This window comes from Paenibacillus sp. ACRSA (genome assembly GCF_022346845.1).
Taxonomy (GTDB): Bacteria; Bacillota; Bacilli; order Paenibacillales; family Paenibacillaceae; genus Paenibacillus.
Genome location: NZ_JAKRNP010000001.1, coordinates 501,499 through 522,078 on the forward strand (window position 1 = coordinate 501,499; position 20,580 = coordinate 522,078).

At 45.5% G+C, this 20,580-nt stretch carries 17 protein-coding genes; 5 read left to right on the plus strand and 12 right to left on the minus strand.

Annotated elements, in window-relative coordinates; genetic code table 11:
* The first annotated feature begins 290 nt into the window (after positions 1–290).
* Positions 291–890: a 30S ribosomal protein S4 gene (rpsD, locus tag MH215_RS02325; protein ID WP_056696322.1), complete on the plus strand. Its 600-nt coding sequence runs from the start codon at positions 291–293 to the stop codon at positions 888–890.
* A gap of 494 nt (positions 891–1,384) precedes the next feature.
* Here the strand turns inward: rpsD and MH215_RS02330 are convergent, their stop codons facing one another.
* Positions 1,385–1,594, minus strand: coding sequence for a helix-turn-helix transcriptional regulator (locus MH215_RS02330; RefSeq protein ID WP_239287651.1), 210 nt, complete (start codon positions 1,592–1,594; stop codon positions 1,385–1,387).
* Positions 1,595–1,887: 293 nt separating this feature from the next.
* Here MH215_RS02330 and MH215_RS02335 point away from each other — a divergent pair, with 293 nt between their 5' ends.
* Entirely contained in the window at positions 1,888–4,992 is a 3,105-nt protein-coding gene (locus MH215_RS02335; RefSeq protein WP_239287662.1) for a penicillin-binding protein 1A, read from the plus strand.
* Between the two features lie 163 nt (positions 4,993–5,155).
* Here MH215_RS02335 and acsA read toward each other — a convergent pair whose 3' ends face one another.
* Complete coding sequence (gene acsA / locus MH215_RS02340) at positions 5,156–6,880, minus strand: acetate--CoA ligase (RefSeq protein ID WP_239287670.1); 1,725 nt, start codon at positions 6,878–6,880, stop codon at positions 5,156–5,158.
* A gap of 239 nt (positions 6,881–7,119) precedes the next feature.
* Between acsA and MH215_RS02345 the strand changes: the two genes are divergently transcribed.
* The gene (locus tag MH215_RS02345) at positions 7,120–7,752 is read left to right on the plus strand and encodes a GNAT family N-acetyltransferase (RefSeq protein ID WP_239287672.1); all 633 of its coding nucleotides are present in this window, start codon (positions 7,120–7,122) and stop codon (positions 7,750–7,752) included.
* A 255-nt stretch (positions 7,753–8,007) separates the two neighbouring features.
* Here MH215_RS02345 and MH215_RS02350 read toward each other — a convergent pair whose 3' ends face one another.
* From MH215_RS02350 to MH215_RS02365, 4 genes are all read right to left on the minus strand, one after another.
* Complete coding sequence (locus tag MH215_RS02350) at positions 8,008–8,703, minus strand: 5'-methylthioadenosine/adenosylhomocysteine nucleosidase (RefSeq protein ID WP_239287674.1); 696 nt, start codon at positions 8,701–8,703, stop codon at positions 8,008–8,010.
* 122 nt (positions 8,704–8,825) lie between these two features.
* Positions 8,826–9,833, minus strand: a complete 1,008-nt coding sequence (gene ccpA / locus MH215_RS02355) for a catabolite control protein A (protein ID WP_056696308.1) — start codon at positions 9,831–9,833, stop codon at positions 8,826–8,828.
* Positions 9,834–9,925: 92 nt separating this feature from the next.
* Positions 9,926–10,273, minus strand: coding sequence for a bacillithiol system redox-active protein YtxJ (gene ytxJ, locus MH215_RS02360; protein ID WP_056696307.1), 348 nt, complete (start codon positions 10,271–10,273; stop codon positions 9,926–9,928).
* A gap of 122 nt (positions 10,274–10,395) precedes the next feature.
* Entirely contained in the window at positions 10,396–10,809 is a 414-nt protein-coding gene (locus tag MH215_RS02365) for a hypothetical protein (RefSeq protein WP_239287676.1), read from the minus strand.
* Between the two features lie 269 nt (positions 10,810–11,078).
* On the opposite strand from MH215_RS02365, the gene MH215_RS02370 reads away from it, so the two are divergent.
* A complete protein-coding gene (locus MH215_RS02370; RefSeq protein WP_056696928.1) occupies positions 11,079–11,612 on the plus strand; it encodes a type 1 glutamine amidotransferase domain-containing protein in 534 nt (177 codons plus the stop codon).
* A gap of 159 nt (positions 11,613–11,771) precedes the next feature.
* Here MH215_RS02370 and ptsP read toward each other — a convergent pair whose 3' ends face one another.
* The 4 genes from ptsP to aroA form a co-directional block, all read right to left on the minus strand.
* Positions 11,772–13,532: a phosphoenolpyruvate--protein phosphotransferase gene (gene ptsP, locus MH215_RS02375; protein WP_056696304.1), complete on the minus strand. Its 1,761-nt coding sequence runs from the start codon at positions 13,530–13,532 to the stop codon at positions 11,772–11,774.
* Entirely contained in the window at positions 13,529–15,409 is a 1,881-nt protein-coding gene (locus tag MH215_RS02380) for a glucose PTS transporter subunit IIA (RefSeq protein ID WP_056696302.1), read from the minus strand. The genes ptsP and MH215_RS02380 overlap by 4 nt, the downstream gene beginning before the upstream one ends.
* A 360-nt stretch (positions 15,410–15,769) precedes the next feature.
* Positions 15,770–16,204 carry a CoA-binding protein gene (locus MH215_RS02385; RefSeq protein ID WP_145045498.1) on the minus strand — a complete coding sequence of 145 codons (435 nt, stop codon included), beginning with the start codon at positions 16,202–16,204 and terminating at the stop codon, positions 15,770–15,772.
* 36 nt (positions 16,205–16,240) lie between these two features.
* Entirely contained in the window at positions 16,241–17,536 is a 1,296-nt protein-coding gene (aroA, locus tag MH215_RS02390) for a 3-phosphoshikimate 1-carboxyvinyltransferase (RefSeq protein WP_239287678.1), read from the minus strand.
* 137 nt (positions 17,537–17,673) lie between these two features.
* Between aroA and MH215_RS02395 the strand changes: the two genes are divergently transcribed.
* The gene (locus tag MH215_RS02395; protein ID WP_056696298.1) at positions 17,674–17,979 is read left to right on the plus strand and encodes a rhodanese-like domain-containing protein; all 306 of its coding nucleotides are present in this window, start codon (positions 17,674–17,676) and stop codon (positions 17,977–17,979) included.
* Positions 17,980–18,059: 80 nt separating this feature from the next.
* Here the strand turns inward: MH215_RS02395 and MH215_RS02400 are convergent, their stop codons facing one another.
* Both MH215_RS02400 and gndA read right to left on the minus strand, forming a co-directional pair.
* Positions 18,060–18,569 carry a shikimate kinase gene (locus MH215_RS02400; protein WP_239287680.1) on the minus strand — a complete coding sequence of 170 codons (510 nt, stop codon included), beginning with the start codon at positions 18,567–18,569 and terminating at the stop codon, positions 18,060–18,062.
* Between the two features lie 269 nt (positions 18,570–18,838).
* Positions 18,839–20,248, minus strand: coding sequence for an NADP-dependent phosphogluconate dehydrogenase (gndA, locus tag MH215_RS02405; protein WP_239287682.1), 1,410 nt, complete (start codon positions 20,246–20,248; stop codon positions 18,839–18,841).
* Between the last annotated feature and the right edge of the window lie 332 nt (positions 20,249–20,580).

The following is a 20,580-nucleotide window of genomic DNA, read 5'->3' on the forward strand; positions in this document are numbered from 1 at the left end:
GTCCCATTATTTTAGGCCTAATGACCTATCGACAAATTTAGACGTTTTTTTCTTTTATCTTAACCTTGACTTTGCTTCTCTTAAACTGTAATATGAATTGTTGATGAAGACTACTAAATGGGTCTTTAAATTTGGGCATTACCGGTTGTGTCACCCTCATTCTTTTTGTTGCTTTCAGGACAGCGGCTGAACTCTCCTGATCGTCCTATGCGAGGCTGAGCCCGCATCAACAAATTGGAGCGCAAACAGAGCCCTATATGAACTTTAACTAAAAAGGAGCTACTTTAAACATGGCACGTTACACTGGTCCTAAATTTAAATTGAGCCGTCGCCTCGGCATTTCCCTTAGCGGAACAGGCAAAGATTTGAAACGTCCTTTCCCTCCAGGTCAGCACGGAGCTAACCAACGCAGAAAAATGAGCAACTACGGTATGCAGTTGCAAGAAAAACAAAAACTGCGTCACATGTACGGTTTGGGCGAAAAACAATTCCGCACTCTGTTCGCTAGAGCGCAAAAAATGCAAGGTATCGCAGGTGAAAACTTCATGTTCTTGCTTGAGTGCCGCCTTGACAACCTCGTTTACCGTCTTGGATTTGCTAACTCCCGTGCAGGAGCACGTCAGTTGGTATCCCATGGTCACATCACAGTAAACGGTAAAAAAGTCGACATCGCTTCTTACCAAGTAAGCACTGGCGACGTAATCAGCTTGCGTGAAAGAAGCCGCGGTTTGTCTTCTGTTAAAGAAGCATTGGAAAACCGTACGCATCTTCCAGCATACGTTGAATTCAATGATACAGCAGTTGAGGGTAAATTCATCCGTCTGCCTGAGCGTTCGGAATTGTCCCAAGAAATCGATGAGAAACAAATCGTCGAGTTCTACAACCGTTAATCGTTGTAATTACATTAAAGCATCAATTCAAAACAGCTGTCGAGATTTTCTCGACAGCTGTTTTTCTATGTTCCACTAACAGGAAGTGATGATCTAATACTTAAAGAACTTGTATACAAAGTACAACAAAGACGAAAAAACACCACTCAACATAATAATAATTGCTGATTCAAACACCTCTAATTCCATTCCGAACTGATCTATCACAAGGATTGTAATTATGACTAAAATCATAACTATAAATCCAATGGAAAGTGACGATTTAAAATGCGAAATTATTCTTTCATCATGTTCGGAGTCCACAACCCGTTTAATTCCTTTGTTGTCCATAGCCAACATACTGAAATTTAAAATGGAGCACCCAAGCAACCCAAATCCTAAAGGCATAGCAAACGAGAGGTTAGAATTATTTAACGCAAACTTCTGGTAAAGCGCAATTGAAAAAACAAGTAACCCGACAATACACATAACAATAGATACTAAAGTCCACTTCCTCACTCAACATCCCCTTCTTCCTCAAAAATAAAAACTTGCTCAATGTTTTTGTGAAATACCTGGGCTATTAGATAAGCTAGCATGATCGACGGATTGTAGCGCCCTCTCTCCAATGAAATAATGGTCTGACGTGATACGTTAACCTTCTCGGCCAGATCCTGTTGTGTCATGTTAAACTCTCGACGGTAGATCTCAATTTTATTCTTCATGGATTTCGTGTCCTCACTCTTTATTTGTAAAGCTGACTTTACAAAAAATATATCCCTCAAACCCCAAAATGTCAAGCTAACTTTACATTAAATCCGCACTCTAAAAGAGACTGATAGAAAGTAACTTCTCTGGCCTTATTCTTATCTCCTTATGATATGGTACATTTTCAAGCATAATAAATAACATAATTTCGAAAATAATGGCATTATTCGACTATTGCTTGTATTTCTCAGGCATGCAAACCCACCTTTTTATGCTATAATAAGTGCTGTTAAAAGGAGGAAGACACTGAATGGTTGATGTTAATAAGAAAAAGCCCGATGAACAGCCTGTCCGCAAACGTAGCTTCATTCGCAGACTAGGCAGTGTCGTCAAATGGATGGTCGTCCTGGGTATCATGGGGGTACTATTTGTAGGCGGCGCTTTAATGGGATACGTCAGTTCCATTGTGAAAGACGAGCCTGTCCGTTCCAGGGCCCTGATTGAACAGAAAGTCAGCGAAAACTCCATCACAGGCTTTGCTTACTTTGCCGATGGCAGTCCAATCGGTCAATTACGTACAGAAGAAGACAGACGTCCAGTCACCATTGACCAGATCCCACAGAAGGTTATTGATGCAGTCATTTCGATTGAAGACAATCATTTTTACGAACATAAAGGTGTAGACATGAACGGTACACTTCGTGCCGTAAAACAGAAAGTGCTTAAAGAGTCCGTCCAAACAGGCGGAAGCACACTTACACAGCAATTAGCGCGTCGTGTGTTCCTCAATCTAGATCGTACCGAGGATCGGAAAGTAAAAGAAATTCTTCTCTCGCTTCGTCTGGAACGTTTCTTGACAAAGGACGAAATTATGACTGCGTACTTGAACAAGGTTCCATTCGGTAATGGCTCCAGTGGATATAATGTCTATGGCATTAAGGCTGCTGCCAAAGGTTTGTTCAATATTAATGATCTAGAGAAAATAAATACGGCTCAGGCTGCTTACCTTGCTGGCTTACCACAGCTCCCCTCTTCATACTCTGCTTTTAATGGAAAAGGCGATTTTGTTGAGGATAATTTTGAGCGTGCAATTAATCGCCAGCACTTGGTATTACGTCGAATGTTAGAACTGGGTAAAATCAATCAAACCGAATATAACGAAGCGCTTGCTTTTGACATCAAGAGCTCTCTCGCGCCCAAAACGATTAAAGCTTACAACACTTATCCTTATCTTATGATGGAAACTGAACGACAAGCTGCTCAAATTTTGATGACACAGTTGAATGCAGACGCTACCAAAGGCACAGATGAAGCTACCGACAAGGATGCAGCACCTAAAGATAGCGGTGCATTATTGGAAGAGGCTCAGCAGCAATTGCGCACAGGTGGATATCGAATTTATACCACAATTAACAAAAGTGTATATAAAACCATGCGTACGATTGCTGAAAATGATAGTAATTTTGCTGCAGACGATCCCAAAAAGGGAAAAGAACAAACGGCAGCTATGTTGATCGACCATAAGACTGGTGCGATTCTGGGCATGATCGAAGGTCGAAGCTTCCAAGATGAGCAGATGAACTACGCTACTCAAATGGTGCGTCAACCAGGTTCTGCTATGAAACCAATTGCAGCATACCTACCTGCTATGGATGAAGGCTTGGTTCAGCCAGGATCCGTCGTGGATGATTCACCAATTATCCTTAAAGATGGTGGCTCAAGCGGATATCATATTCCAAAAAACGCAAATAACCGCTACCAAGGCCTGATCACTGCTCGTAGAGCACTGAATTACTCACTGAATACTGTGGCACTTAAGTTGTTTAATGAAGACGTGGGCATTGATAAAGCATGGGCTTTTGCCAAAAAACTTGGCATTACAACGATTCAGAAAAACGATTATCAAGCACAAACCGGTGTTCTGGGCGGTCTTCAATATGGTGTAACCGTTGAGGAACTCACCAATGCCTATGGTGCCATCGCCAATAACGGTGTGTACAACGATTCATATATGATCAGTAAAATTGTAGACTCTAAAGGAAACATCGTATATAAACACGAAGCTACCCCTGTTCAGGCGTTCTCCGAGCAGACGGCATATCTCATGACCGACATGCTTCGTACGGTCGTGACAGAGGGTACAGCGGATAAAGTACGTGAGAGCTACAAATATTCGAAGAGTGTACCGATTGTCGGAAAAACAGGCTCTACCCAGAACTATGCCGATGTCTGGTTTGAAGGTTACTCCCCAGATGTCACTTTGGGTGTATGGGTTGGATACAAACAGCCTGTTAACACACTGGAGACCAAGTCTCAACGTAAACGTGCTCAGCAACTATGGACTCAAATTATGAATGAGGTCATTGCCTCAGACAAAGAGCTATTTGTTACGGATAAGTTCGAGAAGCCGTCAGGTATAGTGACGAAGACCGTCTCCGCTTATAGCGGCAAACTGCCTACGGCGCTGACAGATCGCTTTGTTACAGATATTTTTAACAGTAAATTTGTTCCTAAAGATAGCGATGATGGCGTCGCCAAGGCGAAGTACATCACTTACAATGGTGTGAACTACATCCCTCGTGATGAAACGCCTAGCGATATGCTAAAAGAAAAAACCGTAATCAAACGTAAAAAACCAATCTCCGATCTCATTAAAGAGTTGCAAAATGCATTTTCTCGTATGAGCCGGCATGAGTCACTTGCTTATTACCTGCCACAGGACGCAGATTCAGACATGCCAACTCAGATTGATCCACGACAAGATAACGGTAAAGCTCCTGATGCTCCAGGAAATGTAAGACTGTCTATGTCCAATGGCAGAGCTATCATTACATTTAATGCTACACCGGAAAGTGATGTTGTCGGGTACCGGTTGTATCGTTCTGTTAATGGCGGAGGATTCCAGAATCAAGGGCAAGTCGTCCTTACAGGGGAATCTCGATCATTTACGGCGTATGCACAAGGTGGTAACTTCTCCTTCTACGTTACAGCAGTTGATGTAGCTGGCAGAGAGTCTGCACCAAGCGCAATTGCTACTAGTGCTGCCGTTGTAGAGCCGCCACCAGAGGAAGAAGTGAAGGAACCTATTAATGTTCCTGGAACGATCATCACGCCTGGCGAAGGATCAGACGATACTGCAGCAACTGCACCAAGCACACCTAGTCAGGTAAGTGTTACAGCTCTATCCCAGGGTATTCGTATCCAATGGGGATCAAATGCTGAAGCAGAAGGTGTACAGAGCTATTCCGTCTATTACAGTGAAACGGGCAATGCTCCATTTAATAAAATCGGCTCTACCTCGGGTACCTCGCTTGACTTCGGCGTACCCGCAACAACCAGTGGATGGTTTAAGGTCTCTGCGAACAACAGTGCAGGAGAATCTGAACCTTCAGTAGCGGTACATTATCAACCTTAACGTTAGATCAATACGATTACTCCGAACGGCCTCCTAAGTTTAATCTTAGGGGGTCTTTTGTTTAACACGTCAAAAAGCCTGATCTCTTAGACATCGCAGATCAGGCTTCTTCATGATTATATCAATTGCAATTCGGCGACTCGTGGCTTACCACATTCAACATTTAGTCTTCAATGGTGGACAGGTCACCTGTCGGCAAATCGAGCTCCCAGGCTTTCAAGACACGACGCATAATTTTACCAGAGCGTGTCTTCGGCAATTTATCCTTGAATTCAATCTCACGCGGTGCAGCGTGGGCAGACAGGCCTTCTTTTACAAAACGATAGATCTCTTCCTTCAACTCCGGTGTCGCCTCATACCCATCACGAAGCGCTACAAAGGCTTTGATGATCTCCCCCCGTGTTACATCCGGTTTACCGATTACGCCAGCCTCAGCTACAGCAGGGTGCTCTACGAGCTTACTCTCTACCTCGAAAGGGCCGATGCGTTCGCCAGATGAATTAATCACATCATCAATTCTGCCCTGAAACCAGAAGTAGCCGTCTTCATCCATATAAGCTGAGTCCCCAGATACGTACCAGCCAGAGAGCCGGAAATACTCCTCGTATTTAGCGGGGTTGTTCCAGATCTTCGCCATCATCGACGGCCATGGGCTACGTATTGCCAAATTCCCCATACTGTACGGAGATAACTCCTGCCCACGATCATCGATAATTGCAGCTTCAATTCCGGGCAAAGGTCTTCCCATTGAACCTGGCTTAATCGGCATACCCGGATAGTTACAGATCAATTGCGCACCTGTTTCCGTCATCCACCATGTATCATGAATTCGTTGATCATACGCTTTCCAGCCCCAACGAACCACTTCAGGATTGAGCGGCTCGCCGACAGACATGACGTGACGCAGACTACCCAAATCATGCTGAGCGATCGTCTCGTCTCCTGCACCCATCAACATCCGGAACGCCGTTGGTGCACTGTACCAGACGGTCACTTTATTTTTTTCAATCGTGCTATACCAGTCTTGTGGACTGAAACGACCTCCACGAATAACATTAGTTACCCCGTTCAGCCATGGTGCAAAAATACCATAAGACGTGCCTGTGACCCAACCAGGGTCTGCGGTGCACCAATAAACATCATCCTCGCGTAAGTCGAGCACAACTTTGCCTGTATAATAATGCTGAACCATTGCATTCTGCACATGATATACGCCCTTCGGTTTACCAGTAGAACCCGAAGTATAATGGATAATGAGTCCATCTTCACGAGTGAGCCATTCCACGTCCATCTCATCCGAAGCAACAGACATCTCTGCATCAAAATCAATGAGTCCATCTTCCGTCTGCTCCCCACCACCAACGACAAATATATGCTTCAGCTCCGGTAATTCGGAGCGCTTAATTCGTCCAAGAAGCTCAGGTGTCGTTACAAGTGCAACTGCCTCACTGTCCTCCAACCGGTCTTTGACGGCGGTCTCCATAAAAGCTTCAAACAGCGGCCCTGCGATTGCACCCACTTTCAAGATACCCAAAAGGCTGAAATACAGCTCAGGGCTTCTCGGCATAAAAATAAATACTCGATCCCCCTTGGTCACACCATATTTCCGAAGTACATTACCAAACCGGTTGGATTGCTCGCTAAGATCGGCAAAGGTGTATGCCTCTTCCCGTGAAGCATCACTGTATAGCAATGCCGTTCTACCGCCTTTTCCTTCCAGCACATGGCGATCTATCGCCTCATGAGCCATATTCACTTTTCCGCTGGCGTGCCACGTAAAGTGCCTTTCCACCGATTCCCAATCGAATCGGCTTCGAGCCTCCGCGTAATCGCCCAAGTTAGATTCAGACACAACCGTTTGCAGCATCTCTTCAAATGCTTGACTCATGCTTGCCAGCCTCCTTCAACTCGACATTTCGATTCCCTTAAATGGGTGACTTCTCATTGCCTTGTGTTGACTGAACTTCCAGTTAGCGCTTACATTAATAGAGAGAGCATTCTCTTCATTTACTTGCTTGACCTACTGAATGAATTTTAAGCTGCACTTGAATTGTGAACATTTTTTGTCTACGCCATTATAGCAAATCTTCTCAATCATCGTCTAGGGGGAAGAAAGGAGCATGAACCATGGAGCATATTAAGAAGCATCATATGCGTTCCATCTTCAAATCCGGTCACCACATCACGATTGAAGGCCCTATGCCCGCTGAGGCCATTTCACAGCTAGGTTTCCATCCGGATCTCGATGCTTTTCGGAGACCATCAGAGCAGCAGGAAGCTCTAACCGAGATTGCCGATCTGCCGGAAGGTCGTATTATTCTAGCACATGAAAATAGCATCATTATTGGTTACGTTACGTTCCATTACGCTGACGAATGTGAACGTTGGTCTGAAGGTAATATGACGGATCTCATAGAACTGGGAGCTATCGAGGTGGCTGACGAGTATCGCTCTCTAGGCATAGGACGTGAGATGCTACTCACTGCGTTCGAAGGTGAACAGATGGAGCGATATATCATTTTTACGACCGAATATTATTGGCATTGGGATCTGAAGGGCAGCGGTCTGTCTGTGTGGGATTATCGTAAAATGATGGAGAAGTTAATGCAAACTGTAGATATGACCTGGTACGCGACCGATGATCCTGAAATCTGTTCTCACCCGGCAAACTGTCTTATGGTGAGAATCGGCAGCCAGGTACCACTCGCGTCTGAGGAACAGTTCGATCGTGTGCGCTTCCGCTATCGGTTTATGTATTGAGTTAACCTTGAATTATGCTTACATAAGAAAAACACCTATCGTCGTACCTCCACAGGAGACTGACTGTGTTTAATTGTAGTTTTTCTTACGATAATCAAATGGTTCAGCTCCGCTGAAAACTTATACATTCTATCATCTAAAAAACCGCTTCTCACCTAGCTCTGTATACTTTAGGAGCTAGGTGAGAAGCGGTTTAGTTTAATTTTTTTGTTCAGGCGGCTCACTGTGAGCTTTTTTTATTTATCAGATAAAAACTTACATGTTCTCCAACATATGCTCCACGATGCGATGTGAGCGCTGGGAAGACTGCACTGTAAATTCAGCAAAATTAACATGCGCGGAACCATCTGCTTTATCGGACATGCCTCTCAGAACAACAAAGGGTACACGATTCATGAAACTTACCTGCGCAACAGCCGCACCTTCCATTTCTGCACAGGCTCCATCCATTTGGTTGTATAACATATTTACCGTTTCTTTGCTCGCGATGAATTGGTCTCCAGACAGAACTTTTCCGATCAAGTACTTCGCCCCTTGCGCCCTACATGCTTCTTCAGCAAGAGCAATCAGTGAAGCATCGGCAGGAAATGCAGAGGTTTCTTGATACGGGATAACACCCCGTTCAAACCCAAGTGGAGTAACATCCATATCATGCTGCACGCATACCGAAGAAATGACGATATCTCCGATATTTAGCTCAGGGTGAACTGCACCTGCAACACCTGTAAAAATAATTCGATCCACTTGGAAGCGGTCAATCAAAATCTGCGTAGTTACTGCCGCATTAACTTTACCTACACCCGATTTGCAGACAACGATTTGTTTACCTAACCACTCGCCTGCAACATAGGTTATTCCGGTCTGTTTGACCGTTTCCAATTGCTTCATACCCGCAAGTAACAGTTCTACTTCCTCATCCATAGCACCAATAATACCGATTGTTTCGCGCATGTCCTAAGCCCTCCAGTAGATTCTATTCAGCACAAAAGCTCCGTCTCCGGAGCTTCTGCTAATTCGATATGTAGAGAGAATGTCTTCTCCCTGCCCTATACCATTTCCAATGCTATATTTACTTATCCAGCATGGCTTACAGACAAACGTAGAATCGTTTCATGCGGTAGAATAACCCGTGGGTTCTCCACATTTTCTTTTTTCATCAGCTTCGTCAACAAACGCATCGCAACAGCACCAAGGTCATACATTGGCTGAGCGACCGTTGTCAATTGCGGACGCACCATAGAAGCCATACGAATGTTATCCACACTAATGATGGAGAAGTCATCCGGTACTTTCAGACCCTCATCCTGAATGCTGTGAATCGCGCCAATAGCCATCTCATCTGTTGCAGCGAAGATTGCTGTTGGTTTCTTCTTCAGTCCGAGGAAATATTTCATGGCTTCCACGCCGGACTCATAACGATAGTTACCGATGCGCACCAGATCCTCCTGATAGTCCATACCTGCTGCTTCAAGAGCTTTCTTGTACCCTTGGAAACGCGCGTAGCCGTTAGCAGGATCTTGTAACGTGCCACTAATCATCGCAATTTCCTTATGACCATGACGAATCAATGTATTCACCGCATCAAATGCTGCAGATTCATGATCGATATCTACAGAAGGATATGTTCCCTTCTCGTCACTTGTCGCACAGAGCACGATAGGTACTGCTGCGGATTGAAAGGCTTGGATATGTTCATCCGTTACTGTACCGCCCATGAAAAGCAAACCGTCAACTTGCTTTTCTAGCAACGTGTTAATAACACGAATTTCTTTTTCTTTCTTCTTGTCCGCATTACATAGAATGATATTGTAGTGATACATATTAGCAATATCCTCAATTCCGCGAGCAATCTCAGCGAAAGTCGAGTTCGAAATATCAGGAATTACCACACCGACTGTTGTCGTCTTTTTGCTAGCCAAACCTCTGGCTACAGCATTTGGACGATATCCCAACCGATCAATGGCTTCATATACTTTTTTACGTGTTTGTGGCTTCACATTAGGGTTATTGTTAACTACCCGTGATACCGTTGCCATGGACACCCCAGCTTCGCGTGCCACATCATAAATGGTTACCGTCACAGTACTTCTCTCCATTACCAGTAAATTTTCAACCCATTTTCATTAAGAATTATATTACGACAAATTTTTGCATTAATCAATTAAAATAGGCTCTAGGACTCACTTAAAACCTGCGTGAGCGTGGTCGAAGTAATATCAGAATGGGAAGTATGCCATATAGGCGTTCCCTTTTTAACTAGAATTGCCTGTGGAGATTCATGCTTAACACCCAGTTTTTCTGCTGCTTCGTTTGATACAGGGCGGTCTTCCACAACATAAATAATGCCGTATTTCACTTGTTCATTCGGATTGTTTTGCAAATAGTTGTTCATCTCCTGATAAGCATTCGCGCTAATTGGGCAACGTGTACTATGCTTAAACAGAAGCAAAGGTTGTTCCTCGGTAGCCTCCACTGCGGAGTTTAGCTGTTCAATACTTGTCATTTTAGTCATGTCAGCCATTGGATATACATCCCCCTTTTTCAGGAATACCGCTATGTTGAGCGTTTTCACTCTTCGATATCTTAACAAAAAGCGCGCGAAAAAGCCAATTTTCATGAAAACAAGCATTTTACACGTCAAAATTAGACAGCATTCGAGAAATGCGCCTGCCAAACGAACCCCGATAACTGACCCAGTCTACGCTGCGTTGTCTCAATCCATTCTGCATCACCCGACTTTTGAGCATAACCCAAAATATCAAGCAATAAATTAATCCGTTCCTTCACAGCCTGCTGCATCTGATCCTGCATCTCTTGATCCGTTGCATTGGGTCTAGCAAGCAATTGCTCGTGGAACAGGTCTGCAAGCTCATTTTGTTCACCAAATAAGACATCCTGCTTATTGGGCTCTTCACCCAATTTACTAATACATTCTTTCAGGTCAGGCTTGACCGGTTGAAGCACTTCGTATGAAATACAATCTGTACATGCAAATACAGGTACGTTACGAATCTCTACTTTTTTGGCGTACACAACCGTTCTTAATTCTAATTCCATTACATGTCCGCATCTGCACGATTTGCGCACATTCATCACCTCATTCGTTCTATACTCGTATACTGTTACCATTCGACCTTTTTCCGCCTAAATCCTGCTGCAAACCAAAGGTTGCACAAATTACCACTGACGCCAGGTTAAGGTTATCCACGTATGCTAACAACCTTTGAAATCGGTTACTTGATCTGGAGATGGTGTGTTCCGTGAAGCAAGGCTAGGAATCTGTTACAATGGAGTCGATTCATGCTACCTCAAAAGGAGAGATGGATATGAGATTAACAGGTAAAAAAGTTATCGCTCTAGTTGATGAAGAATTCGAGGATCTGGAGCTATGGTATCCCGTACATCGTGTACGTGAAGAAGGTGCCGAGGTGCATCTAGCTGGGGAGAAAAAAGGTAAAACCTACATTGGAAAATACGGTGTTCCCGCCGAAGCGGAATACAGCTTCGACGAGTTGGACAGTTCTGCATATGATGGTATTCTTGTGCCTGGCGGTTGGGCGCCGGACAAGCTCCGCCGCTATCCTAAAGTGCTTGAACTTGTGAAGGAGATGCATGCAGATCGCAAGCCGATCGGACAAATCTGTCACGCAGGCTGGGTGCTGATCTCCGCCAAAATTCTGGAAGGTGTTACCGTGACCTCCACTCCAGGCATTCGAGACGATATGGAGAATGCAGGTGCAATTTGGAAAGACGAACCTGTTGTTGTGGATGGACATATCATATCGGCGCGTCGTCCTCCAGACCTTCCCCCTTATGGAAAAGCGTTCTGTGATGCGCTAGCTACAGCCAAAACGGAATAATCATTGAATCACCAAAAACCCCCTCGCTCTGTGGCGTGGGGGTTTCATGGTTTAGATGGAACTCTTCTCATCAATCCACTTAACAGAATACGTGAGGATGGATTGATGTTTAACCTATTAGTTAAAACCATTTAAGATATTTTTACTAAATTCAGACCATTAAGAGGCATTCGAGCCACTCTGTTCATCCGGACTGCCTGCTCCGTCATTAAACGTCTGTAAACGTTGTTCGATATCTAGGCTTGTTCGCAACGTGAAGCACTCGTGTGCTATTTCTTTGGCCGCTGCTGCAGTTGTGTTCAACACTCTATGCTTCACACGCAAAAGTGATTGAGGAGACATACTTAGATTGCGTATGCCTAGCTCAAGCCATAGTGGAATCGAACGCTCGTCCCCTGCCATCTCTCCACATACACTAATCTCAATCCCAGCAGTGTGGGCTGCTTCTACCGTTGCTCTCAGCATACGCAACACGGCTGGGTGATATGGATGATACATATGAGCGATCTGTTCGTTCATCCGATCGACAGCCAAGACGTATTGAACAAGATCATTCGTACCGATGCTGAAGAAATCCGCTTCCTCTGCCAATAAGTCTGCAATCATCACCGCTGCAGGCACTTCAATCATAATACCCACTTGGATATGTGGATCATATGGCAATTTACGCTCATCCAGATCGGCCATAGCTTCACGCAAGATTTCATTCGCCTGTTGAAGTTCTTCGACTGACGAAATCATAGGGTACATAATCTTCACATTCCCTGCAGCACTTGCGCGCAGAATTGCCGTAAGCTGTGTTTTGAATAGATCCTTACGATCCAAGCTGATGCGGATGGCCCGGTATCCAAGAAACGGATTATCCTCTTCAGGTAGCTCGAAATAATCAAGTTGCTTATCTCCGCCAATATCCAGTGTGCGAATGACGACAGACTGACCAGCAGTTTTTTCAGCGACCAATCTGTATACCTCATACTGTTCCTGCTCACCAGGGAACGTAGCACGATCCATATAAAGGAACTCCGTACGGAACAACCCTACCCCCTTCGCCCCATGCTTCAGAGCGAGATCCAATTCCTTCACAGAACTGATATTGGATGCTAGATGAAGTACTGAACCGTCTTTGGTCACGGCATCAACTGTAGCAAGCACCTGCAATTGTTCTTTTTTCTGAAGCTGTTTGCTACGAATCATCGTGTAACGCTCAATCGTTTTGCGATCCGGCTCAGTAAATACAAGTCCGTTGTCCCCATCTACTACAAGCATATCACCTGTCTCAACTGGCATGCCAAGACTCGCCTCCAGACCGGAAACGAGAGGTATACCCAAGGCACGAGCCATAATAGCGGAATGAGATGTTTTGCCACCAATTAGAGTAACGATGCCAAGCACATGCGTAGGATTGAGATGCGCCAGTTGTGAAGGCGACAGCTCCTTCGCTACAAGGATATATGGCTGAGTATCTGAAGGAAGGGTAATCTCTGGTGCACCCAATAGATGCTTCAACAATCGATTGCCGACATCCTTGATGTCGATCGCCCGCTCCTTCATGTACTCATCATCCAACAAGTCAAACATCGTTACAAAGTGGTCAATCGCTTCTTTTACCGCCACTTCGGCAGCCTTATATTGCCGTTCAATAATGCCTCGAATCTCGTTCATAAACACAGGGTCTTCCAAAATCGCTAGATGCGCATCAAAGATGCTTGACTCTTCTGGACCCACAACTTCCTTGAATTCATTCTTGATGTACTCTATCTCATCCCGTGAAGTCCGGATGCCCTCATACAGCCGTTCGAATTCCTGGGCGAGATCCACCGAATCCATCTTCTGATCCGGCAGATCCCATTCCCAACTGGGCAGGACAAATGCTTTGCCGATGGCTATGCCTGCAGCGCCGTTGATGCCTTGTATCTTCATTCTACCCCTCCAACGTTCCTGTCATAGAGCACCACGGACATAACGGATGCCTGACCTTTCTTGACTTGCTTGAATGGAGCAAAACTCCATGATTTGACACGATCCGGATTGGTAATTACCATCGGCGTTGTCAATGATGCTGCTTGTTCCCGCAAAACCGCAAGATCGAATTTAATCAGCAATTGTCCTGGCTCAACCGTATCGCCTTCCTGAACAAAAGCTTCAAAATGACCTTTCAATTGTGAAGTATCAATCCCGATATGGAGCAGAACCTCAAGCCCTTCTCGGGTGGAAATGCCTAACGCATGCATCGTTGGGTACAGGTGCATAATGGTACCGAAGACAGGAGAAACCAGCTCTCCCCGCTCTGGGACAAAGGCTACCCCATCCCCAACAAGCTTGGCTGCGAATATCTGATCTGGAACCTCTTCGATCGGCAGCATTTTCCCTTGTACAGGCGCACAGAACAGCACTTGTGGCAGATCTCGTTCCAGTAGCTTCGCAATCTCCTCACGGATCAATTCGGAATAGGTACCGAATACCACCTGCACATTGCCTCCACCCAGCTTAATTAACCCAGCCGAGCCCATGCTCTTCATCGCCCCCGTGTCAATCAGGCGATCATCGTGCACCGTCAGACGCAGACGTGTGATACACGCCTCCACCTGCACAATGTTACTCTTGCCACCCAATGCTTCCAAAATCAAAGGAGCCTGATAAGGAATATTGCCTACCCAATCCTCTAACATCGAACCTTCTTCACGTCCTGGCGTAGGAATCTTAAATGTACGAATCGCCCAGCGGAATAAGAAGTAATAAACTAGCCCATATAGTATGCCAATCGGGATAAGCTTCCAAGCATTCTCTGATAGATGGAAATTGAGTATGTAATCAATTATACCTGCCGAGTACGAGAACCCATGGCGTATATCAAGCCAATAACTAATCCACATCGCAACACCAGACATAACCGCATGCACAATAAACAGATAAGGAGCTGCAAATAAAAAAGCAAACTCAATTTGCTCGGAAACTCCTGTCAGGAAACAGACTAATGCTGAAGTAAGAAATGTTTTCTTAATCTTCGGCTTCAAGTCTTCCCGAGCTTCCTGAATAATGGCAAAAGCAATCGCTGGAATAGCGAACATCATGATTGGGAACAGCCCGGCCATGAAGAAACCTGCCGATGGATCACCTGCAAAGAAACGGGGCAAATCCCCCTGTACAATGTTTCCGTCAGGCGTTTCGAACGTTCCCAATTGAAACCAGAATACATTATTCAGCAGATGATGTAAGCCAAAAGCAACCAATACCCTGTAGAGCACGCCATAGATGAACAATCCAAAGCCACCGAGACTGTATTCCCATGTGGCAACCGCATTCAATCCATGCTGTAGTATTGGAGCGATCCATAACATAAAACAGGAGAACAACGCCGAGCAGAGCCCAACGATGAGTAAAACGAACCTCGAACCGCCAAAAAATTGCAAAATCTCTGGCAGCTTAATGCTTTTAAATCGATTATGCATTACGCCAGCCAGTGCGCCGAGTATAATTCCGATTAAGGAAGCAGGCTGAACGGTGCCATCACCGAAATTACGAGTCACCTGATCATATATGACGATACCAGCCAGTGCAGCGAGTCCCGCTTGTCCGGCCTGGTTGGAGAGTCCCAGCGCTACACCGACCGCAAATAAATAGGGCAAAAAATAAAAAATACCGTGTCCAGCCACGGTAGACACTTCACCAACAACTTTTATGCCCCAGGCGTCCCAGGGTAAACTGCCAACACTAAGCAATATTGCGGCGGCGGGCAGGACCATTGTAGGCAGCATTACCGCTCTTCCGAGCTGCTGCAAGGATCCGAGCCAATTCATGGCGACCTCTCCTTTCTATCCTTGATGGTAAGCTTTAAGAAACGTTTTGTCAAAGCAAAACAGCAACCTGTTGGAAAGTTAATTAGACTCCGCAATCACATACCAAAAAGACCACATGTTGATGTGGCCATAACAATAACAAAACGTTATATAGTCTCTAGAAAGACAAGATGCTCATCTAAGCCACTGGTGCTATATTCCGATCAACCTAATGCAGTTATGCTATAAAAAAAAGAAATATCCCGTTAACTTATTCTTCCGTTAACGGGATTCTCTACGTGCATAGCCTGATCCTATAGAATGGTCTTTCCTAACACCTGGCATAATATCAAGACCGCCACAAAACGACGGAAATAGCACTTAGTCGCGTCCAGCACCGCGCAGAACGATGGAATCTTCGACCTTGATACAACGATTCGTAACAGCCTTCAGACCGTTCTCAGCCGCAATCTGCACTGCTTCATCATTATGGATGCCCAGCTGCAGCCACAATACGTTAGCTTTGATCGCCGCCGCCTCTCGTGCTACATCAGCACAATACTCTTCGCGACGAAACACATTAACGATATCTACTGGCTCTGGAATATCTGCGAGCGTGGCGTACACCGTTTCTCCAAGAATCTCACCTTGCACCTGAGGGTTCACAGGAATGATGCGATATCCTCTGCTCTGCATAGCTTCAGCAACCATGTAGGATGTGCGATCTGATTTGTCTGACAAACCAACGACTGCGATGTTGCCTGCATTACGCAAAATTTGTCCAATTTCTTCACGAGTAGGGTTGTTAAATTCCATGTTCAAGCACCATCCTTTTCTGCTCAACGTGTTATTTTACTCTTTTACCCATTGTACAGAGGCACCAAGCGCCTGCAAGTGATCAAAGTATTGTGGATAAGACTTGGCTACATGGTGTGCATCCCGAATGCGGAGCGGTTGCTTGGCACGAAGTCCAACAACGGTTAGAGCCATGATGACCCGATGATCATAATGAGCATTAATCTCAACGCCACCTTCGACGCCTTCTGGACGTCCATGCACGATGATCTCAGCCTGACGCTCTTCAACGTTCGCCCCCGCCTTACGGAGCTCATTCAAGTAATCCGTAATTCGGTCACATTCCTTATAGCGTAGGTTCTCTACATTATAAAACCGTGAGGTTCCTTCCGCAAATACAGCCGCTGCTACCATGGCCAGAACAGCATCTGTTGCAGCATCTCCGTCGAATTCAATTGCCTTTAATTTTCCGTTACCTTGCACGTGTACAACATTGTTCTCATGCGTCAGAGGCACTTCCATCATGCGCAGCACATCCACGATAGCACGTTCCCCTTGTTTGCTCTGTTCCATCAAACGCAAGATTTTCACATCCGATTGTGTCACCGCTGCCGCCGCGAGAACTGCTGCTGAACCTGGGTAGTCTCCTTGAACGGTATACGTCTGTGGTTGGTATGACTGGCCACCAGGTACACGGAAGGACATATAATCATCGCTCGCATGGATCACGATTCCTGCTTGCTCCAAAACCTCCAGCGTTTGTCCGATCACGACCTTGGATTTCAGGTCATTCAGCACTTCAATCGTGCTGTCTTCTACTAGCATAGGTGTTACAAAGAGTAATGCACTGAGATATTGGGAGCTCACAGAACCGGACACACGGATATGTCCACCTTTGGGCTTGCCACCTTTGATTGTAATAGGTAGACGTCCTTGTTCATGCTGAACCTCCACACCAAGTTGTCCCAAAGCATCGATCAGATCATCATGTGGCCGCTTGCCGAGGGAATCTGGATACGTATTAACAAAAGTAACCTCAGGACATAATGCCGTTACACCCATCAGAAAACGTAAAACAGCACCTGCATTACCTACATTCAGTTCACGTACATCGCTTGGGCGACTACCGAAACCTTGGATTACGATTTTGCTATCGTCTTCTTCCAGAACTGCACCTAGATCACGAATACATCTACGCATCGCGTCACTATCTTCACTATGCGCAGGGAAATGGATGGTGCTTGTGCCTTCTGCCAATGCAGCAGCTAGCAAATAACGTGTTGTGTAGTTTTTGGAGGACAAGGCTCCAATTTCCCCTTTCAGGGAGGGAGTAGGTGTTACGATAACGTCCATGAATGAATTCTCCTTCATTATTCAAATTAATTAATCACTAGAATCATACCCGAGGGTATCTTGCCTAAATTGACATTCCCTGCATCGCTTGGGTATCATTATAAGCGTTAAGTCGATACAGAAAAGAGGATCTGAATATGACGCAAATTGCTGAAATTGAAACGTCTGAGCTACGCCGTCGTTTACAGGCTGGCGAGAAGTTGCAGATGATAGACGTCCGCGAGGACGAAGAGGTCGCACAAGGCATGATCGAGGGAGCGAAGCACATCCCCCTAGGTCAAATCCCGGACAGATTATCTGAGATTGAGAAGTCTGGTGAGATTGTCCTCATCTGTCGCAGTGGTTACCGCAGCGAGCGTGCTGCTGAATATCTGCAACAACTCGGCTACGAAGGCTGCACCAACATGGTTGGCGGCATGCTGCAATGGCAACAGGAAGACTAATTGAACGAGCCGATCGGCTCGTTTTTTTCTTAAACCTTTACTTCTCACACCTCTATCGAAAACACGCAACGATTACAGGCTTAGACGCGGTAATGCGCTAAAATTAAACGAGTCACTTCTGCCGCGGATAACGACGTGGTATCCACCGTGTAATGTGCAAACCGATATGCGTCTTTGCGTTCCTCCATAATCGTCTGAATCCGTTCCTCCGCATTGCCTGCCAGTAATGGACGATTGTCACAACCACTCACACGCTCTACAATCACTGCGGGATTTGCAGTCAGCGCAACGACCCAGCCATTCTTGGACATCACATCACAGTTGTCAGCACGCAGTACAACACCGCCTCCAGTTGCAATGACCTGTGCCTTCTTCTCTAGTATAGAGCACAGCACCCGACTCTCTGCATCCCGGAAGTAAGTCTCACCTTTACCTGTGAACAATTCAGGAATGGTGCAACCTTCTTCTTTCTCCACTGCGGCGTCCACATCAACCAGTCGATAGCCTAGTTCGCGTGCAAGCAGATCAGCAACTGTTGATTTGCCGGTTCCCATCATACCGATGAGTATAATATTGTTAGCCTTGCTCAAAAGGTACACTCCTTTATTTCAAGAGGTTATTCAAAAAGTTCGCTTTGGATGACGAAACAGCATTTTGAATTCGCATTTCAAGCATTTCTTGAGCACTTTTGTCCTATCATAACACAGGCCTGCTAACTGGGGAAGGCTAGAGCGCCGACGGCAGAGGTCAGAGCCATCTATGGCCTTCTGTATGAAATAAAAAAGACCCAGCAACTCGGCATTGCCGAAATTGTGGGTCTTCTTGTTAGAGGTAATCGCAAGCGATTCGCCCTTCCAGACTACTCCATCCAGTTGTGGTGGAAGCTGCCTTCTTTGTCCAAACGTTTGAACGTGTGTGCACCGAAGTAGTCACGTTGTGCTTGCAACAGGTTTGCAGGCAAACGCTCAGTACGGTAGCTATCGTAGTAGGACAGTGCGCTGGAGAAGCCAGGAACCGGAACTCCTTGTTGTACAGCTGCTGCTACGACTTCACGCCATGCGCCTTGGTAAGATTCAACGATGTTTTGGAAGTATGGATCTAAGAGCAGGTTTTTGAGCGCTGCATCTTTATCATATGCTTCTTTGATGTTTTGCAAGAACTGTGAACGGATGATGCAGCCACCACGGAAGATCATAGCGATGTTACCGTATTTCAGATCCCAGCCGTACTCATCGGATGCGGCACGCATCTGAGCGAAGCCTTGAGCATAGGATACGATTTTACTTGCGAAGAGTGCTTTACGCACGTTCTCGATGAATGCTTTTTTGTCGCCAGAGAATGCTTCTGTCGCAGGGCCATTCAGAATTTTGCTTGCAGCTACGCGCTCGTCTTTCATCGCAGACAAGAAACGGGAGAATACGGATTCGGTAATCATGGACAATGGCACGCCGAGATCAAGCGCACTTTGGCTTGTCCATTTACCTGTTCCCTTTTGTCCAGCTGCATCCAAGATCACGTCTACCATTGGTTTGCCGGTTTCTGGATCGTATTTGGAGAAGATGTCGGCTGTAATTTCGATCAGGTAGCTATCCAGCTCACCTTGATTCCATTCTGTGAAGATTTCATGCAACTCTTCTACGGAAACGTTAAGTACGGATTTGAGCAGGTGGTATGCTTCGCCAATCAATTGCATATCACCGTATTCGATACCATTGTGAACCATTTTGACATAGTGTCCTGCGCCATCTGGTCCGATATATGTACAACAAGGATCATCGCCGACTTTAGCTGAAATTGCTGTCAGAATCGGCTCTACTAATTTGTAAGCACTCTCTTGTCCACCTGGCATAATGGAAGGACCTTTCAATGCACCCTCTTCACCACCAGATACGCCTGTACCGATGAAACGAATACCTTTATCTTCCAGCTCTTTGCTGCGACGTTGGGTATCAGGGAAGTATGCATTTCCTCCATCAATGATGATGTCGCCTTCATCCAAATGAGGTAGCAATTGTTCAATGGTTGCGTCTGTCGCTTTACCTGCTTGAACCATGATCAAAATTTTGCGCGGGGATTCCAGGGATGCTACGAATTCTTCAATCGAGAACGTACCTGTCAAATTTTTACCCTCGGCTTCTTTCAGAAGATCCTCTGTTTTCTCTCGGGAACGGTTATATACCGACACCGTGAAACCTCTGCTTTCAATGTTAAGGGCCAAATTCTTGCCCATGACAGCCAGTCCGATTACGCCGATCTGTTGTTTAGTCATCTGGTCTCCCATCCTTTACTCCAATTGATTTTTAATGATATTGTCTCTCAACAACACTCTCATTTTAACGGTTTTATGTATAGAAGTGAACCCCGCAGAGCGCCTACACAACGAGAAAATGCCCCAATCCTTCAAGGTGTCATTGTATTTTCATAATTACCACCAAGCAACATTGCACCCACTGGTTGGAATGCAACTGCTCTACTTATTGATGAATTACGTGGAGAAAGCGAATCTTTGGAACAAATCCAGGTAGGCCAAGAGACGATTCCCCTGCTGTGGGTCGTACCGATTACTCCATATGAAGCTGACCTGATCCTGAATCAAGGGAT